We start from the raw sequence: 18,657 nt of genomic DNA, 5'->3' as shown, positions 1-18,657 counted from the left end.
AGTCAGAATGGATTAATTAAGGAATTAACCAAGGGTATTTTAGAGCGAGCACTGCATGCTGAGATGTCAGAACATTTAGGTTATAGCAAGTATGATAGAGCTGAAACTGAGAATGCGAGGAATGGTAGTTTTAGTAAGAATCTGATTAGTGAGAATGGTACTATAGAGATAAATGTTCCAAGAGACAGACAAGGTAAATTTGAACCTATAATAGTCTCAAAGAAACAAACAAGAATAGATGGCTTAGACCAAAAGATAATATCCTTATATGCGAAGGGTATGAGTGTGTCTGATATTAAAACACAATTGCAAGAATTATATGGAGCTGAGATCAGTGAGAGCCTAATCAGCAGGATTACAGATGAAGTAATAGATGAGGTCAAGATTTGGCAGAGTAGACCTCTTGAATCAGTATACCCTATAGTATATTTTGACTGTTTAGTAGTGAAAGTAAGACAAGATAAACTTATTATTAATAAATCAGTATATGTAGCTTTAGGAATAGATTTATCTGGCAGAAAGGATATTTTAGGCTTATGGATAAGTGAGAATGAAGGAGCTAAATTTTGGCTTGGTAATTTTACTGAAATGAAGAATCGAGGAGTAAAAGATATCTTAATTGCTTGTAGTGATAATCTAACTGGTATGTCTGATGCTATTGCATCAGTATATCCGAAAACTGAACATCAAATTTGTATTGTCCATCAGATCAGGAATAGCCTCAAATATGTATCATATAAAGATAGAAAGCAATTAGCAGCGGATTTGAAACTAATCTATACTTCTGCTACTGAAAAAGAAGCAGAATTAGCTCTTGAGTCATTTGATCAAAAATGGAGTAAGCAATATCCGCATATAGCTAAATCTTGGTATAATAATTGGGATAATTTGATAATTTTCTTGCAATATCCAAAGGAGATTCGTAAGATTATTTACACTACAAATGCGATAGAATCGCTGAATAGCCAATTGAGAAAAGTTACTAAGAATAAACGCATCTTTCCAAATGATGACGCAGTATTTAAAGTTTTATATCTGACAATTGATTATATTACCAAAAAATGGTCTATGCCTATCCCCAATTGGAATGAAGCTATGGCTCATTTTATGATCAAATTTGATGGTAGAATTTAATGGTTCACGAAATTTACACAATTGATGAGACAGAGCCGATTAATTACTAGCAATTTAGTTTTTGCAAAATGGAATACTATTTTTAAAGATGAAATGACTACGTCAGCAGTTATTGACAGATTGGTTCACCATTCTTCAATTCTTGAACTCAATACTGAAAGTTATAGAATCGCTACAGCTAAAGGCAAAAAATTAACTATAAAATCGGAGGATAATAATGTAACACTTTAGACAATATTTTTTACGGCTCTGTCTCATCAATTGTGTAAATTTCGTGATGTAGAAGTCAAGATTTGATCTTACAGACACTATAAATTTCGCACCTGATTGTCAGTTAAATTTTGACTGTCAGATACATATTCAAGATACAAGATTTCATTATTCTTTTCAACAGCTAATTTCTTATACCAATTGTAATAATTAACATGGTGTATATGAAGATATCGTCACTATGGCTTGTTACGCTTGGAATCAACTTGTTTAGAATGTAGATTTAGTCAAATTAATGATGTATAGCGACTGGATAAATACACCATGTTTATAATGGACTAATGGTATGGACCTCCTGATATAGAGAATGAAAAGCAGTTGCTAATCTTCTAGGGTTAATATTTAACATATTAAAACAACAATTAAGGAGGTCCATATGGAGGTTACTACAATTGGTATAGATATTGCAAAAAGAATTTTTCAAATTCATGGTGTAGATAAAAATGGCAAGACAGTATTAAAGAAAAAATTGATGAGAGATCAGGTTTTGACATTTATGGCTAATTTACCACAATGTTTAGTAGGGATGGAAGCTTGTGGTGGTTCTAGTTATTGGGCAAGAGAAATAACTAAATTAGGGCATGAAGTAAAACTAATGGCACCGCAATTTGTCAAACCATATGTTAAAACTAATAAAAATGATCAAGCAGATGCTGAAGCGATATGTGAAGCCGTGACAAGACCTAATATGAGATTTGTTGCAATTAAAACTATAGAGCAACAAGAAATTTTATCAATACATAGGGTAAGAGAGAGATTGGTAAAAAATCGTACAGCACTTGCTAATGAAATTAGGGGGCTACTACATGAGTTTGGTTTTATTGTTCCTCAAGGCATTAATAAGGTTATCACAAAATTAATTGAGATTTTAGATGCAGGGAAATTAAGCCAGTTAAGTTATCAAACATTTAGTGAACTAAAAGAAGAATTCTTAGATAATAACAGAAAAATAAAAGAGATAGAAAAACGATTAACAATGATAGCAAGTAACCTAACTCAATATCAACGATTAAGAGCTATCCCTGGTCTTGGTTTAATTACTGCTACTGCTTTAATAGCATCAATAGGTAATGCTACAAGTTTTGAGAATGGCAGGCAATTATCGGCATGGCTAGGATTAGTGCCAAGACAACATTCAAGTGGTGGGAAGGATAAGCTGCTGGGAATTAGCAAGCGAGGTGATGTATACTTACGCACTTTATTAATTCAAGGGGCTAGAGCTGTACTAAATGCCAAGATAAGATTTACATCGGAAGAACAGAAATCTAAAAAAGATTTTAGCCAATTTACGAAATGGATGTTTAATTTATCTGAGCGAAGTAGCCATAATAAAACGACAGTTGCCATAGCTAATAAGTTGGCAAGAGTGGTGTTTGCTGTACTAAGATCAGGAGATGATTATGTAGAGAGTAAAGTTTGTAGCTAAAGAGTGTGTAGCATAGCACTTATAAGTAAAATAAATGGTGATTTATATAATGAATAGGTAAAAGCAAAACAATATGTAAGAGATTCCAACCCGAAATATGCTTGAGATAATTAATATTGATGGTAAATAAGACAAACCTTAGCTTACAAAAAAACTGCGTTTTTCAGTGGCTCTTTTAGAAGCCGATGGACTGATAAGTATATAGTTTGTAAGCCAGCGAATTCCATCAGGGCTGTAGAATAAATTAGGTTGATTTATCAGCTATAAGCCGGATACATGACTGCATTTGTTTGTTTTTATTATTGATGTTATTTTTTTCTTGCATTCTACAGGAGGTCCATACATGAAAAAATTGGACAAAAAAATGAAGGAGTGTGTTTCCGCAATAAGTTACTCACCTTACGCAAACGAGTTATTTTGACGCAAATTTGCCAATTCATTCATAGATGCTATATTCGCCGCTACTAGCAATTTATATTTAATGGCAAAATGATTGGTTGCAGTCGCAACCTTTATAATTTCTAACTTACAAAATGCTACAATTGAAGCAAATATATGGTTTGCTTGAGATCGCATCTTCTTGGTTGGAGATTTTGCCAAGCTTGCATTTTCTTTGATAGATTTGTGATATTCCTCAATTCTCCATCGTTTTTGATAGATTTGATATAAATAGGCAGTATCATTTTCTGTATCATTAGAAGCAAGGTATAGAGTACCAGTCGATCCGTCTTCGTTTATGAAAACTTTTTTGATGGTAAATTCCAGTATTAATTAAGCCAGATTTATATTTTCTTCCCATACCTCATTGGGTGTTTTATAACCGAGCACTTTTCTTGGTAAATTATTTAAAAAATCCTCAATTTCTTGTAATTGCTTTATTGTTAATTTTTTTATATCTAAAGATTTAGAGTATACTCTGTGCACCATTGAGTTAATCTTCTCTATCAATGGTTTTTGCCATGGAGAATAAGGATTGCAAAAATATACTTTTCGTTCAGATTTTGGCAATAGTTGTTCATGATTGGTAAATTCTTTGCCATTATCTAACGTTATGCTTTTGATTATATGCGACAATTGTTTAAGTTTTTTGTTACCAATCACATCTTGTGTTCTTTTTGAACGGTTTAAAGTGAGAAACACTTTTTGTGTTCTGATATCCACAAGAGCGCCTATATTACGACTTTGATTACCTTTGTTAAAAGTTAAATCACCTTCTAAATGACCTATTGCTGCTATCTTTCTATTTATCTCTGGTCTTTCAGTAATGGAAACTCGATTTGGTATTGTAATTCTTTTGTTTCTGATTCTTGTACCATGATGCAACCTATTTTTCCTTTTTCTTGCTAAAGATAAATATAATTTTTGCCTTTGTGCTATAGGAGATGTATAAATAAACTGGTATATACTCTCTGTAGAAATATTGACAGTATCTCGTGATAGTTTACGTCTACCTGAAATTATATCTGGTGAAATACCCTGTGTTAACTGCTTTATTATTTCTGCTCGTAAATTATTATCAATATCTAATTTTCTTTTTCTCTTACCTTGCCTTAAACTGCAAGCAAGTGTGTTAGCCCTATCTGGTCTATAATTATGCCTCATTCTCTTGAGTTCATAACATATAGTGCTTTTATCACGGCCAATCTTTGTCCCTATATATCGCGAGCTATAACCACTCTTATTCATTTCGTATATTTTAAATCTTTCATCTATCGTTAAATGAGCCATGATATATCTATATTTAAATGATGCTCCTCGCAGCAGAGCTACGAGGTATCTAAAAAAGTTTTAGTTGTTTCTTATGATATCACGAAGCAGAGCTTCGGGGAATTAAACCCTGAGAGATTAAAAATTGATTATATCTGGCTTAATTAATTATAGAACTTTCCCTGATTCTAGCATTGATTCTATTTCATCCCAGTGCTTCACAAATGGATCCTTACGTGTCCTATATTTACGTATTGTGCGTAATTCGCTTGGATACTTATTAATACGTAAATACTTACGTGCCGTTTTTACACTCATACCTGCTTTTGCAGCAGAAATTATCTGATTATATTTTTTGATCTTTTGCATTAAAATACCTACTTGGTTATTTGTACATGTCATCAGTAATTCTCGAATAATATTTAAATATTTAAAAATAAATTTTTATTCGATTTTACTGTCCATAGTTACTTCTTTTTTATAGGTAATTTTAATGTTCGTTGAGGGTAATTCTAATATTCGTTAGTCAGGTAATCCTGGCACTGGCAAAAGTCATCTTAGTATAGGTTTAGCACGTGAGTGGTGTCTTGCTGGTAGACGTGTATTATATACAACAGCAGCTAATTTGGTTCAACAATTACTAGAAGCAAAGCTTAGTTTAAAACTTAAGCAAATTATTAAAAAATTCGATTATTTTGAAATATTGATAATTGATGATATATCATATGTACCATATAATCGTGAAGAAACTGATGTTTTATTTACCTTATTAGCTGAACGTTATGAAATGCGTAGTGTATTAATTACTAGCAATTTAGTTTTTGCAAAATGGAATACTATTTTTAAAGATGAAATGACTACGTCAGCAGTTATTGACAGATTGGTTCACCATTCTTCAATTCTTGCACTCAATACTGAAAGTTATAGAATCGCTACAGCTAAAGGCAAAAAATTAACTATAAAATCGGAGGATAATAATGTAACACTTTAGACAATATTTTTTACTCAAAAATGGGTAATTTTAATATTCGTCATGGGTAATTCTAGAGTCTTTTGCAATGATTGTGTAAATTTTTGTTGAGCCTATATTAGAAGTAATTAAAAATATAGGTAACAGAAATGCAAATAGAGAAGAATAAAAAAATAAATGAAGCAATAGATTTGCTGATAAAAGGCGGAGTAGATTTAAAAACAGTACTAAGTCAGAATGGATTAATTAAGGAATTAACCAAGGGTATTTTAGAGCGAGCACTGCATGCTGAGATGTCAGAACATTTAGGTTATAGCAAGTATGATAGAGCTGAAACTGAGAATGCGAGGAATGGTAGTTTTAGTAAGAATCTGATTAGTGAGAATGGTACTATAGAGCTAAATGTTCCAAGAGACAGACAAGGTAAATTTGAACCTATAATAGTCTCAAAGAAACAAACAAGAATAGATGGCTTAGACCAAAAGATAATATCCTTATATGCGAAGGGTATGAGTGTGTCTGATATTAAAACACAATTGCAAGAATTATATGGAGCTGAGATCAGTGAGAGCCTAATCAGCAGGATTACAGATGAAGTAATAGATGAGGTCAAGATTTGGCAGAGTAGACCTCTTGAATCAGTATACCCTATAGTATATTTTGACTGTTTAGTAGTGAAAGTAAGACAAGATAAACTTATTATTAATAAATCAGTATATGTAGCTTTAGGAATAGATTTATCTGGCAGAAAGGATATTTTAGGCTTATGGATAAGTGAGAATGAAGGAGCTAAATTTTGGCTTGGTAATTTTACTGAGATGAAAAATAGAGGAGTAAAAGATATCTTATAGCTAACGCGCAAAGGTTTTTACCATAGTTTTTGTATTTACTCACATATTCACCAGATCTAAATCCTATTAAACATTGCTGGACTAACTTTAAAAACTGTTTACATAAAATTATTGATCAATGCCTAAGTGTTTCCTAATCTGTGGTAGAAACATTTCCGTGTTAGCTATAATTGCTTGTAGTGATAATCTAACTGGTATGTCTGATGCTATTGCATCAGTATACCCGAAAACTGAACATCAAATTTGTATTGTCCATCAGATCAGGAATAGCCTCAAATATGTATCATATAAAGATAGAAAGCAATTAGCAGCGGATTTGAAGGCTCTGTCTCATCAATTGTGTAAATTTCGTGAACCATTAAATTCTACCATCAAATTTGATCATAAAATGAGCCATAGCTTCATTCCAATTGGGGATAGGCATAGACCATTTTTTGAGTCTTTTGCAATGATTGTGTAAATTTTTGTTGAGCCTATATTAGAAGTAATTAAAAATATAGGTAACAGAAATGCAAATAGAGAAGAATAAAAAAATAAATGAAGCAATAGATTTGCTGATAGAAGGTGGAGTAGATTTAAAAACAGTACTAAGTCAGAATGGATTAATTAAGGAATTAACCAAGGGTATTTTAGAGCGAGCACTGCATGCTGAGATGTCAGAACATTTAGGTTATAGCAAGTATGATAGAGCTGAAACTGAGAATGCGAGGAATGGTAGTTTTAGTAAGAATCTGATTAGTGAGAATGGTACTATAGAGCTAAATGTTCCAAGAGACAGACAAGGTAAATTTGAACCTATAATAGTCTCAAAGAAACAAACAAGAATAGATGGCTTAGACCAAAAGATAATATCCTTATATGCGAAGGGTATGAGTGTGTCTGATATTAAAACACAATTGCAAGAATTATATGGAGCTGAGATCAGTGAGAGCCTAATCAGCAGGATTACAGATGAAGTAATAGATGAGGTCAAGATTTGGCAGAGTAGACCTCTTGAATCAGTATACCCTATAGTATATTTTGACTGTTTAGTAGTGAAAGTAAGACAAGATAAACTTATTATTAATAAATCAGTATATGTAGCTTTAGGAATAGATTTATCTGGCAGAAAGGATATTTTAGGCTTATGGATAAGTGAGAATGAAGGAGCTAAATTTTGGCTTGGTAATTTTACTGAAATGAAGAATCGAGGAGTAAAAGATATCTTAATTGCTTGTAGTGATAATCTAACTGGTATGTCTGATGCTATTGCATCAGTATATCCGAAAACTGAACATCAAATTTGTATTGTCCATCAGATCAGGAATAGCCTCAAATATGTATCATATAAAGATAGAAAGCAATTAGCAGCGGATTTGAAACTAATCTATACTTCTGCTACTGAAAAAGAAGCAGAATTAGCTCTTGAGTCATTTGATCAAAAATGGAGTAAGCAATATCCGCATATAGCTAAATCTTGGTATAATAATTGGGATAATTTGATAATTTTCTTGCAATATCCAAAGGAGATTCGTAAGATTATTTACACTACAAATGCGATAGAATCGCTGAATAGCCAATTGAGAAAAGTTACTAAGAATAAACGCATCTTTCCAAATGATGACGCAGTATTTAAGGTTTTATATCTGACAATTGATTATATTACCAAAAAATGGTCTATGCCTATCCCCAATTGGAATGAAGCTATGGCTCATTTTATGATCAAATTTGATGGTAATTTAATGGCTCACGAAATTTACACAATTGATGAAACAGAGCCTAATTCTAATGTTCGTTCATCAGACTTTGTAACTCTTCCATCATATACTCGTTTTATAGCTCTAAAACCAAGAGTGCTGAGTTATTTAGTTTTATTACTTGAATGGTATATGCAGGCAGCTCAATCTACGGGAGTTTCTTATATTGACGCCACATCTTTAGAGGTTCGTCATCGAAAAAGAATCTCTCGTAATAAAGTCTTTGCCGGTATTGCTGCTTTGGGTAAAACAACAAAAAGTTGGTTTTTTGGTCTAAAATTACATTTGGTTATTAACGAAAAAGGTGAGATTCAAGGTCTAAAACTAACGCCTGGTAATGTAGATGATAGAGCGCCGGTTTCGATAATCACCAAACATATCACGGGATTATTGTTTGGCGATAAGGGTTATATCAAACAGGAGCTCTTTGATGATCTATACAGCAAAGGAATCAAGTTAGTAACTGGCATAAAGAAGAAAATGAAGAATAAACTTATGCCATTATTTGAAAAAATATTATTACGCAAACGCTCAATTATCGAAACAGTATTTAGTGTGCTGAAGGGTGCTTTCGAGCTCGAACATACAAGACATAGATCAATTTGGAATGCCTTTGTACATATCTTATCCGCCCTAATTGCATACTGTATGAAACCTAACAAACCTGCTATATCTCAAAATTAGCTAATCCAGAATTCAGGTTATTAGTTGTACTAGGAATTTTAAAGTATCAATTGAAGTTACTACAGATGCTATTAACTGAAGTTTTGACAAAAAATTTTTATTAAAAAAAGTGGCGAGTGTATCAATCTATAATTTGTATTATATATCAAATAATTTACTTTAAATTGTAGAAATATCGCTTTTAAGCTGATAAAAGCACTAAATATTTAACTTTAAATATAAATTTTTACTTTAGTCAGAAAAATTAGAATTTTTGTCAAAACTTCAGTATTAAATATAGAAGTAATAGGTACACTGTACTTAGTAACTCCATCTTTGATGAATGATCTTCTTAAGAAAACTCACTCATCACTAATATATAACTAGCTTTCAAGTCTAAATCATAATCAATTGTATTATATATTAGCTTTTTTATTTCAGTAAACTTTTGGATTAAATAAGGAGGTTGGCGGTTTGGTAGCTGATGGAATATTTTATTTTCTAAATCTGAAAATTCAATATTAATACCTGAAGATTTTTTTAAGATACGGTTCATTAATAGTAATATACTATCAGTAAAATCCAGCCATAATTCTCTATCTTTAGTATTAAATTGCTTAATAAACTCTAATTTAGAATTTAAGTTTTCATTATCTGCTATAGGCTGAATAAATTTAGAATATAATTCTTCTTCAGAATGTCTTTCAGATGATTTAGTACTAATTTTAAAACATCTAGATCTGATTGTAGAAATTATACTTGAAGCTCTTGAAGTAATCAAAAATATATAACTATTTTTAGGAGTTTCTTCTAAAATCTTTAAACATGAATTTGCAGCATTCAGATTCATAAGATCTGCCGAATAAATTACGGCAACCTTACAGCCTGAAATTGCAGAGGTTTTACTTAAGAACTCCTGTAATTTTCTTATTTGCTCGATAGAGATATTCTTAGCATTAGACGTAGCAGAAACTTCTCTGGCAATAAGATGATAATCTGGATTATTTTCAAGAGGAATACTATTCTTTAAAAGCTTTGAACATATAAATTTCTCTATATCTTTTAAAGCTTGCTCTATATTTTCTGCTTCAATAAGCCAGCTATTATGTAGCTTTTTATGTTTTAAACTAAATTCTAGATGCTCAATTATCATATAAACTAATAGTTAAGGCTTCCTTTAATGCCATGATTCTTGAAGCATAATTATACTACTAAAGCTATAGGACTGATAACAGTCCCACGACTGTACCTCAGGCTTAATTGCGGTACTATAGGAAAAAAATATAAGTTACTTATTATTACAAGCTTCTTTAAGTTTACTTCCAGCTTTAAATACAGGTTGCTTATAAGCAGGTATGGTCATTTTTGCTCCTGTTTTTGGATTACGACCTTCTCTTGATTTTCTGCTTTGTATTCCAAACGAACCAAAACCTGTGATATTAACACTATGTTGATGTTTAGTAGCAGAAATTATAGATTCAAGCACCCAATTAAGTGCCTTTTCTGCATCAGCTTTTGTAAATGATTTATGCCCCTGATGTTTATGGTGGTGACCATGCTCAGTCATAAAAGCAATAAATTCTGTCTTATTCATTTTTTTAGGTTGTGTGCTCATAAGAAATCAACTCTCTATTTAATGGGTTAATACATTACTGTCGTAGTACAATATATACAACTAGCAATAATGCACATCAATATATTTTTTTATTTTTTAACTAGGTTATTTAATTATAACAAACTCTTAGTTTACTGCAAATATCCGTTATTTATAAAGTTTTAAAGATATATATCATTGTATAACTGATGAAAAAAATGTAGCCATTTTACATCAGTTATGCTTTTAAAGCTGGATATAATTAAATAATTCAAGTAAAAATTTACAATAAATATATCAAAGAGAACATCAAATCAAATGTTATTATCTGAAATTTGCATAAAACGTCCGGTATTTGCAACTGTTTTAAGTTTAGTTATTTTAGTTCTTGGAACAATTTTTTTCACTAAGCTACAAATTAGAGGTACGCCAGATATTTCAATTCCTATTATAAACGTCAATGCTTTTTATGCTGGTGCTGATGCTTTATATATGGAAAAAGAAATCACAACCCGAATAGAAAAGGCTTTAAAAACAGTTAAAAACCTAGATTATATCACCTCACAAAGTAGTACTGGGCAAAGTAGTATTACTTTATCTTTCTTATTATCTACAGATATTGAAGTAGCATTAAACGATGTACACTCTAAAATATCTGATATAACTTATATGTTTCCGCAGGATATGAAAGCACCATCGGTTGCAAAGCTTGATGCTGATAGCTTTCCAAGTCTTTTTATAAGCGTTGAAAGTGAACAATATAATGATTTAGAGCTAACAAAAATTGTTGAAGATTACTTGCAAACTCCTTTAGATAAACTAGAAAGCGTAGGACAATCACAAATCTATGGCGGCAATGAATATATAATGAGAATAGAGCCTGATCCTAAAAAATTATATCAACATAAAATTTCTTTATTAGATATTGAGGTTGCCATAAGAGAGCAGAATAAAGATTATCCTGCCGGTAACATTAAAACGGGAGTAAATAATTTTATAGTAACTCTTGAAGGTTCTTTATCTAAACCGGAAGAATTTGGCAATATTATAATAAAAGTCCAAGATAATAGTATAATCAAACTACAAGATATAGCTAAAGTATATTTAACTGCTCTAGATAGTGAAGTATTATTTAGGTATAATGGGAAAAATTCTATTGCTCTTGGACTTATCAAAGAATCTAAAGCTAACGTTATAGATTTATCAAATGATGTTACAAAAGAGATTGAAAAAGTAAAAGAGTCAATTCCTAAAGGAATAAGCTTAAATATTGCATATGATGGAGCAAAACCTGTTAAAGCCTCGATTTATGCAGTATTTCAAACCATTTTTGAAGCTTTAATATTAGTGATTTTAGTAACATATTTATTTCTTGCCTCTGCTAAAATTACCCTCATTCCATTTATTACTATTCCTGTATCGTTAATAGGTACTTTCAGCATAATGTATGCTATGGGGTTTTCTATCAATATCTTTACGCTACTTGCTATGATCCTTGCAATCGGGCTTGTGGTAGATGATGCAATAGTTATGCTTGAAAATATATTTAGATACAATGAAATGGGTCATAAACCTATGGAGGCGGCATTGCTCGCATCTAAAGAAATAGGGTTCGCAATTATTGCAATGACTATTACACTTGCTGCTGTATTTTTACCTGTTGGATTTATAGATGGGTTTGTTGGGAAATTATTCATAGAATTCGCATGGACTTTAGCATTCTGCGTTTTATTTTCGGGGTTTGTAGCCTTAACCTTAACACCCATGATGTCAAGTCGTATGATCACTAAACATAACGCTCCGACGCTTAAGTTTCTAGTTAAATTCAATGAGCTTTTACAATTAATACAGGACAAATATATCTATTACCTAAACCTAACTTTTGATAATAAAAAGAAATTCGTCCTAGTTATTGCTGCATCATTTGTGGTATTAATCATCAGTTTTAAATTTGTGCAAAAAACCTTTATACCCCAAGAAGATGATGGATTCTTGCAATTATCTTTTAAAGGACCGGAAGGATCTAGCTTAGAGCATTCTACTGAAGTAGTAATAGAAGCCGAGCAAATCCTTGCTAATTACAAAGACATAGCAGGTTACTTAATGGTAATAGGAGCAGGAGGTAGTGATAATGTCTTTTCTTTCGTACCATTAAAAGATTGGAAGCAGCGTTCTAGATCGCAAGAAACAATTAAGAATATGCTAAATAAGCAGTTCTCCGAGATAGCAGGTATGCAAGTTTTTGCTATGGATCCTCGCTCGATGGTCAGTAGTGGCGGAGGTAGCCCTATCGAATTTACTATTCAAACAAATCTTGAGTATGATGATCTAGATAAAATATCGCAGCAATTTATAGATATAATGAAAGCAAACCCGATTTTTTCTAATGTTAATAGAAACCTACAATCAGCAATGCCAACTATTGCTATCGAAATTAATCGTGATAAAGCTTATTTGTATGGAATGAATATGGCAAATATTGGTAAAACAGTGCAGTATTTGTTGGCAGGTCAACAAGTAGGTGATTTTAGAATGGGGAACGATCTGTATGAAGTGATGCTGCAATTTAATCAAAAAGATCGTAGTAGCATTAGTGATTTTAGTAAAATTTTGATACCGACAAAAAATAATAATATGTTGCCCCTTGAATCAATAGCTAATATCACAGAAAAAATATCCGTAAAATCATATAGCCATTATAACAACTCCAAATCTGTTACTATCTCTTCCGATCTTAGCCCTGATAGTAAAATCGAAGAGGCAATTAACAAAATTAATAAGATAGCAGTTAAGTTACTTGATCCAGGTAATACTATACTCGAATATATTGGGGAAATTAAGCAAATGAAAGAAGCAGATAGTAATATGCTTATGACATTTGGCTTTGCTCTTATATTCATTTATTTAGTGCTTGCAGCACAATTCGAAAGCTTTGTTGATCCACTATTAATACTGCTTGCCGTACCTTTTTCTATAACTGGCGGTGTGCTTGCTCTCTGGATTTCAGGTAACAGCCTTAATATGTATAGCAATATCGGACTTATTACTTTAATTGGTTTAATCACTAAGAACTCTATTATGATAGTAGAATTTGCTAACCAATTAAAAGAAAAAGGAGCAAATATTAGAAATGCTATAATAGAAGCTTGTACTCTTCGCCTGCGACCAATCTTAATGACTACACTTGCTGCAGTCGTAGGCAGTATACCACTAATTTTTGCAACAGGTGCCGGTGCTGCTGCCCGTAATTCTATTGGTCTGGTAATAGTTGGTGGCTTAAGCATTGGTACTATATTTACAATTTTTGTTATACCTGTAATATATCAAACATTTAAGAAAAATTAATCTCTCAGGGTTTAATTCCCCGAAGCTCTGCTTCGTGATATACTACTTGAATGGAAGAAAGCAGTTATATACATAAGAGTCATAATGTCACAGTACTAATATATCATTTAGTAACGCCGGCAAAGTATAGAAGAGTAATATTCAATCAAGAACTAGATGATTATTTGTGTAAAATTTGTGAGCACATAGAAGATCGTTATGAAATTAGATTTTTAGAAATAGGAGTAGATAAAGATCACGTACATTTTTTATTACAGTCAATACCAACGCCAATTTAGGATAAGAGAAGTTGTTCTGGAGCTAAAGCATCAAGTTTTATACGAGCTTTAGTGATAGCATAAGAAGTAACACAAGCTAGAATATGTAGAAGTTAAGATTTGATCTTACAGACACTATAAATTTTGCCCCTGATTGTCAGTTAAATTTTGACTGTCAGATACATATTCAAGATACAAGATTTCATTATTCCAGGAGTTTCGCACTTAGCAAATAATATGCTAATCTAGAGAAAAATAGTTTTAGATAAAAATGACAAGATCAAAATGTAGCAAAGATTTATATAAATCATTCTTACAAGCAAGTAGTGTAAGATATACTAGCAAAGCATTATCTGAAGTAAGTCCATTAGATCTATCGCACGATAGTGCAAGTCGATGGTTAAAGAGTAAGGATTTTCGCCCTAGCGAAATCTATAGCAAAGTGTCAAAATATATTGATCTGGAAGATCCTTGTTTATTAGTGGGAGATGACACCTTATTGTCAAAGCAATACAGTAAGAGGATCGAGCTTGTAAATTATCAATATTCTGGGGCTGTACATGATGTTATACCTGGTATAGGAATGGTAAACTTACTGCATTACAATACTCAAATTGATCAATCTACTCCTGTAGATTATAGAATATATGATAAAGAAACTGATGGTAAAACAAAGAACGAGCATTTTTGTGATATGCTTACTTTAGCTAAAGAAAGAGGTATCAAGCCTGATGCTATAGTTATGGATGCTTGGTATAGTGGTTTGGATAATTTAAAACATATACGTAATTTAGGTTGGATATGGGTTACCAACCTAAGAAAAAATAGAAAAGTTAATCGTAATGTTAGCTTGGAAACTTTAGAGATTCCCGATGAAGGGCTAAAAATTCACCTACGTGGATACGGTTGGGTTACGGTATTTAAGTTTGTGGCAAAAAATGGTCGCATTGATTACATAACAACTAATTTAGAGAATCCTACACGTGAGCAAATAGAGAAAATTGTTAAGGCGCGTTGGTCTATAGAAGTTTATCATCGAGAATTGAAACAAACTTGTGGTATTGAATGCTGTCAGGCACGCACGGGTCGAGCTCAAAGAAATCATATTTGCCTTGCTGTATTGGCCTGGCTTGATATGAACAAAAGGAGGATAAATGAAAACATTACTTTATATCAACAAACTTGGGAAGTTATAAAAACATCAATTCAGAACAACATTAAATGGCTTCTAACTAATACACAATTTTGCTAAGTGCGAAACTCCTGTCCTGTATTCTTTTCAACAGCTAATTTCTTACTATCCTTAAAAGTTTGCATAGGAGTTTTTCCATAACAATATTTACCAGAATGAGGTCTTTCATTATTGAAATACTCTAGCCAGATATCAAGATCTAATTGTAGGTCATCAAGATCTGTATAAATCTTTTTCCGCATAGCTGTATCAAAGAATTCTTGTTTCATGGTTTTATTAAAACGCTCACACATACCGTTTGTTTGAGGAGAATATGCTTTAGTAGTAGTATGCTCTATACCTTCGATACTTAGAAATAATTCAAAAGCATGATGCTCTATATTCCCCTTATATTCTGACCCACGATCTGTCAGAATACGAAGTATTGGTATCCCTTGAGTCTCATACCATGGTAACACTCGGTCATTAAGCATATCAGCAGCAGTTAAAGCTGTTTTATCAGTATATAGTTTAACATCAGCTACTCTGCTGTAGCTATCAATAAATACCTGAGAATAAACCTTACCTATACCCTTAAAGTTGCCTACATAATATGTATCTTGGCATCCTAGATACCCTGGATGCTGTGTCTCAATTTCTCCATGAGCTTCTTTTTCATTACGACGCTTCTCTAGCACTTGTAATTGTGCCTCAGTAAGCACAATACCATCTTGAGCCATTTTTGCTTCTAATGCTTTAAGTCTTTTACTGATGTTGTTTAAATCATTACGTAACCAAATTGATCTTACTCCCCCAGGTGATACAAGTACACCTGTCTTTTTAAGCTCATTTGATACTCTTAGCTGACCATATGCTGGATATTCTATTGCCATATCTAGTACTGCTTTCTCTACAGCAGGATCAACTCTATTCGCTATTATTGGCTTTCTTCGACTAATTTCATACAACGCTTCTTCGCCACCAGTTTCATACAGTTCTTTAAATCTGTAATAACTATCTCTACTATATCCCATCGCTTTACATGCTGATGATATACTACCAAGGCTCTTAGCTAATTCAAGTAAACCTAATTTTGGTTTTATTATTTTTTGATTTAAGTTCATTCTTTATCTCCATTTAATAATTAATTTATTTTACTAAATGTAAGATATAATCTCAACTATTACAATTAACAGGAGATCTATGCCTTGTATGCTCTAGGTTCATTCTATTTTTTAGTATATTAAATACTGATTCAATTAATGATCGTTTACGTAACATAGCTTTATCTTCTAATTCTAGTAAATAATTCTTCATATCCTTGCGAATATTAGTTATCATTCTTAAATTTCTAGAATAGAGTTTAAACCATAACTCTTTACAAATATATGCTTTATCACCAAATACCTTACCTGTTATCTTCTGAGTTATAGATTCAAGAACAGATAAATCAGCTCTATTTGCTTTTGTTATTTTAACAGCTATAATCTCTGCTTTATGATTAATGATTAAATGTAATTTAAATCCCATAAACCAACCATAACTACTCATCCCAACTTTGGCAATTTTACCAAAAACTCTATTACTAGAAGTGCGCTTAGCATGACAAATACAGGAGTTTCGCACTTAGCAAATAATATGCTAATCTAGAGAAAAATAGTTTTAGATAAAAATGACAAGATCAAAATGTAGCAAAGATTTATATAAATCATTCTTACAAGCAAGTAGTGTAAGATATACTAGCAAAGCATTATCTGAAGTAAGTCCATTAGATCTATCGCACGATAGTGCAAGTCGATGGTTAAAGAGTAAGGATTTTCGCCCTAGCGAAATCTATAGCAAAGTGTCAAAATATATTGATCTGGAAGATCCTTGTTTATTAGTGGGAGATGACACCTTATTGTCAAAGCAATACAGTAAGAGGATCGAGCTTGTAAATTATCAATATTCTGGGGCTGTACATGATGTTATACCTGGTATAGGAATGGTAAACTTACTGCATTACAATACTCAAATTGATCAATCTACTCCTGTAGATTATAGAATATATGATAAAGAAACTGATGGTAAAACAAAGAACGAGCATTTTTGTGATATGCTTACTTTAGCTAAAGAAAGAGGTATCAAGCCTGATGCTATAGTTATGGATGCTTGGTATAGTGGTTTGGATAATTTAAAACATATACGTAATTTAGGTTGGATATGGGTTACCAACCTAAGAAAAAATAGAAAAGTTAATCGTAATGTTAGCTTGGAAACTTTAGAGATTCCCGATGAAGGGCTAAAAATTCACCTACGTGGATACGGTTGGGTTACGGTATTTAAGTTTGTGGCAAAAAATGGTCGCATTGATTACATAACAACTAATTTAGAGAATCCTACACGTGAGCAAATAGAGAAAATTGTTAAGGCGCGTTGGTCTATAGAAGTTTATCATCGAGAATTGAAACAAACTTGTGGTATTGAATGCTGTCAGGCACGCACGGGTCGAGCTCAAAGAAATCATATTTGCCTTGCTGTATTGGCCTGGCTTGATATGAACAAAAGGAGGATAAATGAAAACATTACTTTATATCAACAAACTTGGGAAGTTATAAAAACATCAATTCAGAACAACATTAAATGGCTTCTAACTAATACACAATTTTGCTAAGTGCGAAACTCCTGAAATAGATAGTTTTGTTGAATCAATAAAATATATTCCTGTATCTTCACCTCGTAGTAATTGCAACATTATTGACAATGGCAATATTAACCTTGGCCATAATTGTACTATTCTACTATAACATGGTAAATTAAAGTAACCCTTATATTTATGCGGTAAGTAGTATAAATAATAGTTTTTAAAGTCCTTGCAAGGCGATAGATAAAAATATATGACTATTGTCATCAATTCTGCAAGACTTAATTTTCCTATTCTATGCCTTTGCTGATTTGTTGATAATAGACGGTGTTCTATCCATTCTTCATATATTTTACAAAAATTATCTACTAAATAATATACAGTTATGATACATCTTGTCATGTTGAGTTACTGATCTTTTATTAAAAAAATCTATCATAACTCAACATTAATCTCCTTTAAACCCTTTATCTATAAGCTTTCTATCTATCCCTTATCCTAAATTAGCGTTACCAATGTATAGCCCAACAAAAATAACTCAAATCATAAAAAGTATTACTTCTAAGAAAATGTTTGAGAAATATCCAAATCTTAAAGAAAAATTATGGGGAAGTGAGTTTTGGAGTAAAGGATATTTTATGAGCACAGTAGGTAAACATGGTGATGAGCAGAAATTACGTAATTATGTACAGAATCAAGGTTCAGGCAAACCTTCGTATAAAGCATTTCAACAAAAACAGTTAAAGCTTTTTGGATAGATACCTCGTAGCTCTGCTGCGAGGAGCATCATTTTTTAAAGTAAATTTTTGAAAATTCCTTATGCGTTAATGATAATTTATAATATAATTTAGTTAAACTATATTATTTACTGAAGTTTTGACAAAAATTCTAATTTTTCTGACTAAAGTAA

Annotated in this window: 12 protein-coding genes and 9 pseudogenes; 13 read left to right on the top strand and 8 right to left on the bottom strand. The window is 31.9% G+C overall.

Annotated features, from left to right (window positions below; genetic code table 11):
* The 3 genes from AAHI98_RS07505 to AAHI98_RS07495 form a co-directional block, all read left to right on the top strand.
* A partial coding sequence (locus AAHI98_RS07505; RefSeq protein WP_342225530.1) for an IS256 family transposase occupies positions 1–1,134 on the top strand: 1,134 nt, incomplete at its 5' end.
* Between the two features lie 24 nt (positions 1,135–1,158).
* Entirely contained in the window at positions 1,159–1,365 is a 207-nt protein-coding gene (locus AAHI98_RS07500; RefSeq protein ID WP_342225529.1) for an ATP-binding protein, read from the top strand.
* Between the two features lie 415 nt (positions 1,366–1,780).
* Entirely contained in the window at positions 1,781–2,830 is a 1,050-nt protein-coding gene (locus AAHI98_RS07495; protein ID WP_342224642.1) for an IS110 family RNA-guided transposase, read from the top strand.
* 399 nt (positions 2,831–3,229) lie between these two features.
* On the opposite strand, the pseudogene AAHI98_RS18595 reads toward AAHI98_RS07495, so the two are convergent.
* From AAHI98_RS18595 to AAHI98_RS07480, 3 genes and pseudogenes are all read right to left on the bottom strand, one after another.
* Positions 3,230–3,583, bottom strand: a pseudogene (locus AAHI98_RS18595) (IS701 family transposase); the annotation flags it as partial.
* A gap of 18 nt (positions 3,584–3,601) precedes the next feature.
* Positions 3,602–4,558 carry an IS30 family transposase gene (locus AAHI98_RS07485; protein WP_342225527.1) on the bottom strand — a complete coding sequence of 319 codons (957 nt, stop codon included), beginning with the start codon at positions 4,556–4,558 and terminating at the stop codon, positions 3,602–3,604.
* Positions 4,559–4,705: 147 nt separating this feature from the next.
* Complete coding sequence (locus AAHI98_RS07480) at positions 4,706–4,939, bottom strand: hypothetical protein (RefSeq protein ID WP_342225526.1); 234 nt, start codon at positions 4,937–4,939, stop codon at positions 4,706–4,708.
* Positions 4,940–5,075: 136 nt separating this feature from the next.
* Here AAHI98_RS07480 and AAHI98_RS07475 point away from each other — a divergent pair.
* From AAHI98_RS07475 to AAHI98_RS07455, 5 pseudogenes are all read left to right on the top strand, one after another.
* Positions 5,076–5,528, top strand: a pseudogene (locus AAHI98_RS07475) (ATP-binding protein); the annotation flags it as partial.
* Positions 5,529–5,656: 128 nt separating this feature from the next.
* Positions 5,657–6,355 (top strand): annotated as a pseudogene (locus AAHI98_RS07470) (IS256 family transposase); the annotation flags it as partial.
* A 172-nt stretch (positions 6,356–6,527) separates the two neighbouring features.
* Positions 6,528–6,687 (top strand): annotated as a pseudogene (locus AAHI98_RS18590) (transposase); the annotation flags it as partial.
* Positions 6,688–6,867: 180 nt separating this feature from the next.
* A pseudogene (locus AAHI98_RS07460) lies at positions 6,868–8,079 on the top strand (IS256 family transposase); the annotation flags it as partial.
* A 57-nt stretch (positions 8,080–8,136) separates the two neighbouring features.
* Positions 8,137–8,778 (top strand): annotated as a pseudogene (locus tag AAHI98_RS07455) (IS982 family transposase); the annotation flags it as partial.
* Positions 8,779–9,109: 331 nt separating this feature from the next.
* Here the strand turns inward: AAHI98_RS07455 and AAHI98_RS07450 are convergent.
* Positions 9,110–9,910, bottom strand: coding sequence for a DNA polymerase III subunit delta' (locus tag AAHI98_RS07450; RefSeq protein ID WP_342225524.1), 801 nt, complete (start codon positions 9,908–9,910; stop codon positions 9,110–9,112).
* A gap of 135 nt (positions 9,911–10,045) precedes the next feature.
* On the bottom strand, positions 10,046–10,351 hold the full coding sequence (locus AAHI98_RS07445; RefSeq protein ID WP_179852190.1) for an HU family DNA-binding protein: 306 nt from the start codon (positions 10,349–10,351) through the stop codon (positions 10,046–10,048).
* 318 nt (positions 10,352–10,669) lie between these two features.
* Here AAHI98_RS07445 and AAHI98_RS07440 point away from each other — a divergent pair, with 318 nt between their 5' ends.
* From AAHI98_RS07440 to AAHI98_RS07430, 3 genes and pseudogenes are all read left to right on the top strand, one after another.
* The gene (locus AAHI98_RS07440; RefSeq protein ID WP_342225523.1) at positions 10,670–13,696 is read left to right on the top strand and encodes an efflux RND transporter permease subunit; all 3,027 of its coding nucleotides are present in this window, start codon (positions 10,670–10,672) and stop codon (positions 13,694–13,696) included.
* 50 nt (positions 13,697–13,746) lie between these two features.
* Positions 13,747–13,965, top strand: a pseudogene (tnpA, locus tag AAHI98_RS07435) (IS200/IS605 family transposase); the annotation flags it as partial.
* A 259-nt stretch (positions 13,966–14,224) separates the two neighbouring features.
* Complete coding sequence (locus tag AAHI98_RS07430) at positions 14,225–15,205, top strand: IS701 family transposase (RefSeq protein WP_342224656.1); 981 nt, start codon at positions 14,225–14,227, stop codon at positions 15,203–15,205.
* On the opposite strand, the gene AAHI98_RS07425 is transcribed toward AAHI98_RS07430, so the two are convergent.
* On the bottom strand, positions 15,202–16,248 hold the full coding sequence (locus AAHI98_RS07425) for an IS481 family transposase (RefSeq protein ID WP_342225522.1): 1,047 nt from the start codon (positions 16,246–16,248) through the stop codon (positions 15,202–15,204). The genes AAHI98_RS07430 and AAHI98_RS07425 overlap by 4 nt on opposite strands.
* Before the next feature lie 64 nt (positions 16,249–16,312).
* Positions 16,313–16,763 (bottom strand): annotated as a pseudogene (locus tag AAHI98_RS07420) (IS982 family transposase); the annotation flags it as partial.
* A 33-nt stretch (positions 16,764–16,796) separates the two neighbouring features.
* Between AAHI98_RS07420 and AAHI98_RS07415 the strand changes: the two are divergent.
* Entirely contained in the window at positions 16,797–17,777 is a 981-nt protein-coding gene (locus AAHI98_RS07415) for an IS701 family transposase (protein WP_342224656.1), read from the top strand.
* A 15-nt stretch (positions 17,778–17,792) separates the two neighbouring features.
* Here AAHI98_RS07415 and AAHI98_RS07410 read toward each other — a convergent pair.
* Positions 17,793–18,149, bottom strand: a pseudogene (locus AAHI98_RS07410) (IS982 family transposase); the annotation flags it as partial.
* Between the two features lie 113 nt (positions 18,150–18,262).
* Here AAHI98_RS07410 and tnpA (AAHI98_RS07405) point away from each other — a divergent pair.
* A complete protein-coding gene (gene tnpA, locus AAHI98_RS07405; protein ID WP_342225520.1) occupies positions 18,263–18,505 on the top strand; it encodes an IS200/IS605 family transposase in 243 nt (80 codons plus the stop codon).
* Positions 18,506–18,657: the final 152 nt, after the last annotated feature.

It is taken from the genome of Rickettsia endosymbiont of Urophora cardui (genome assembly GCF_964030725.1).
Lineage (GTDB): Bacteria > Pseudomonadota > Alphaproteobacteria > Rickettsiales > Rickettsiaceae > Rickettsia.
Note: the sequence above shows the minus strand (reverse complement) of the source record. Positions and strands in the feature narration are given on the sequence as shown.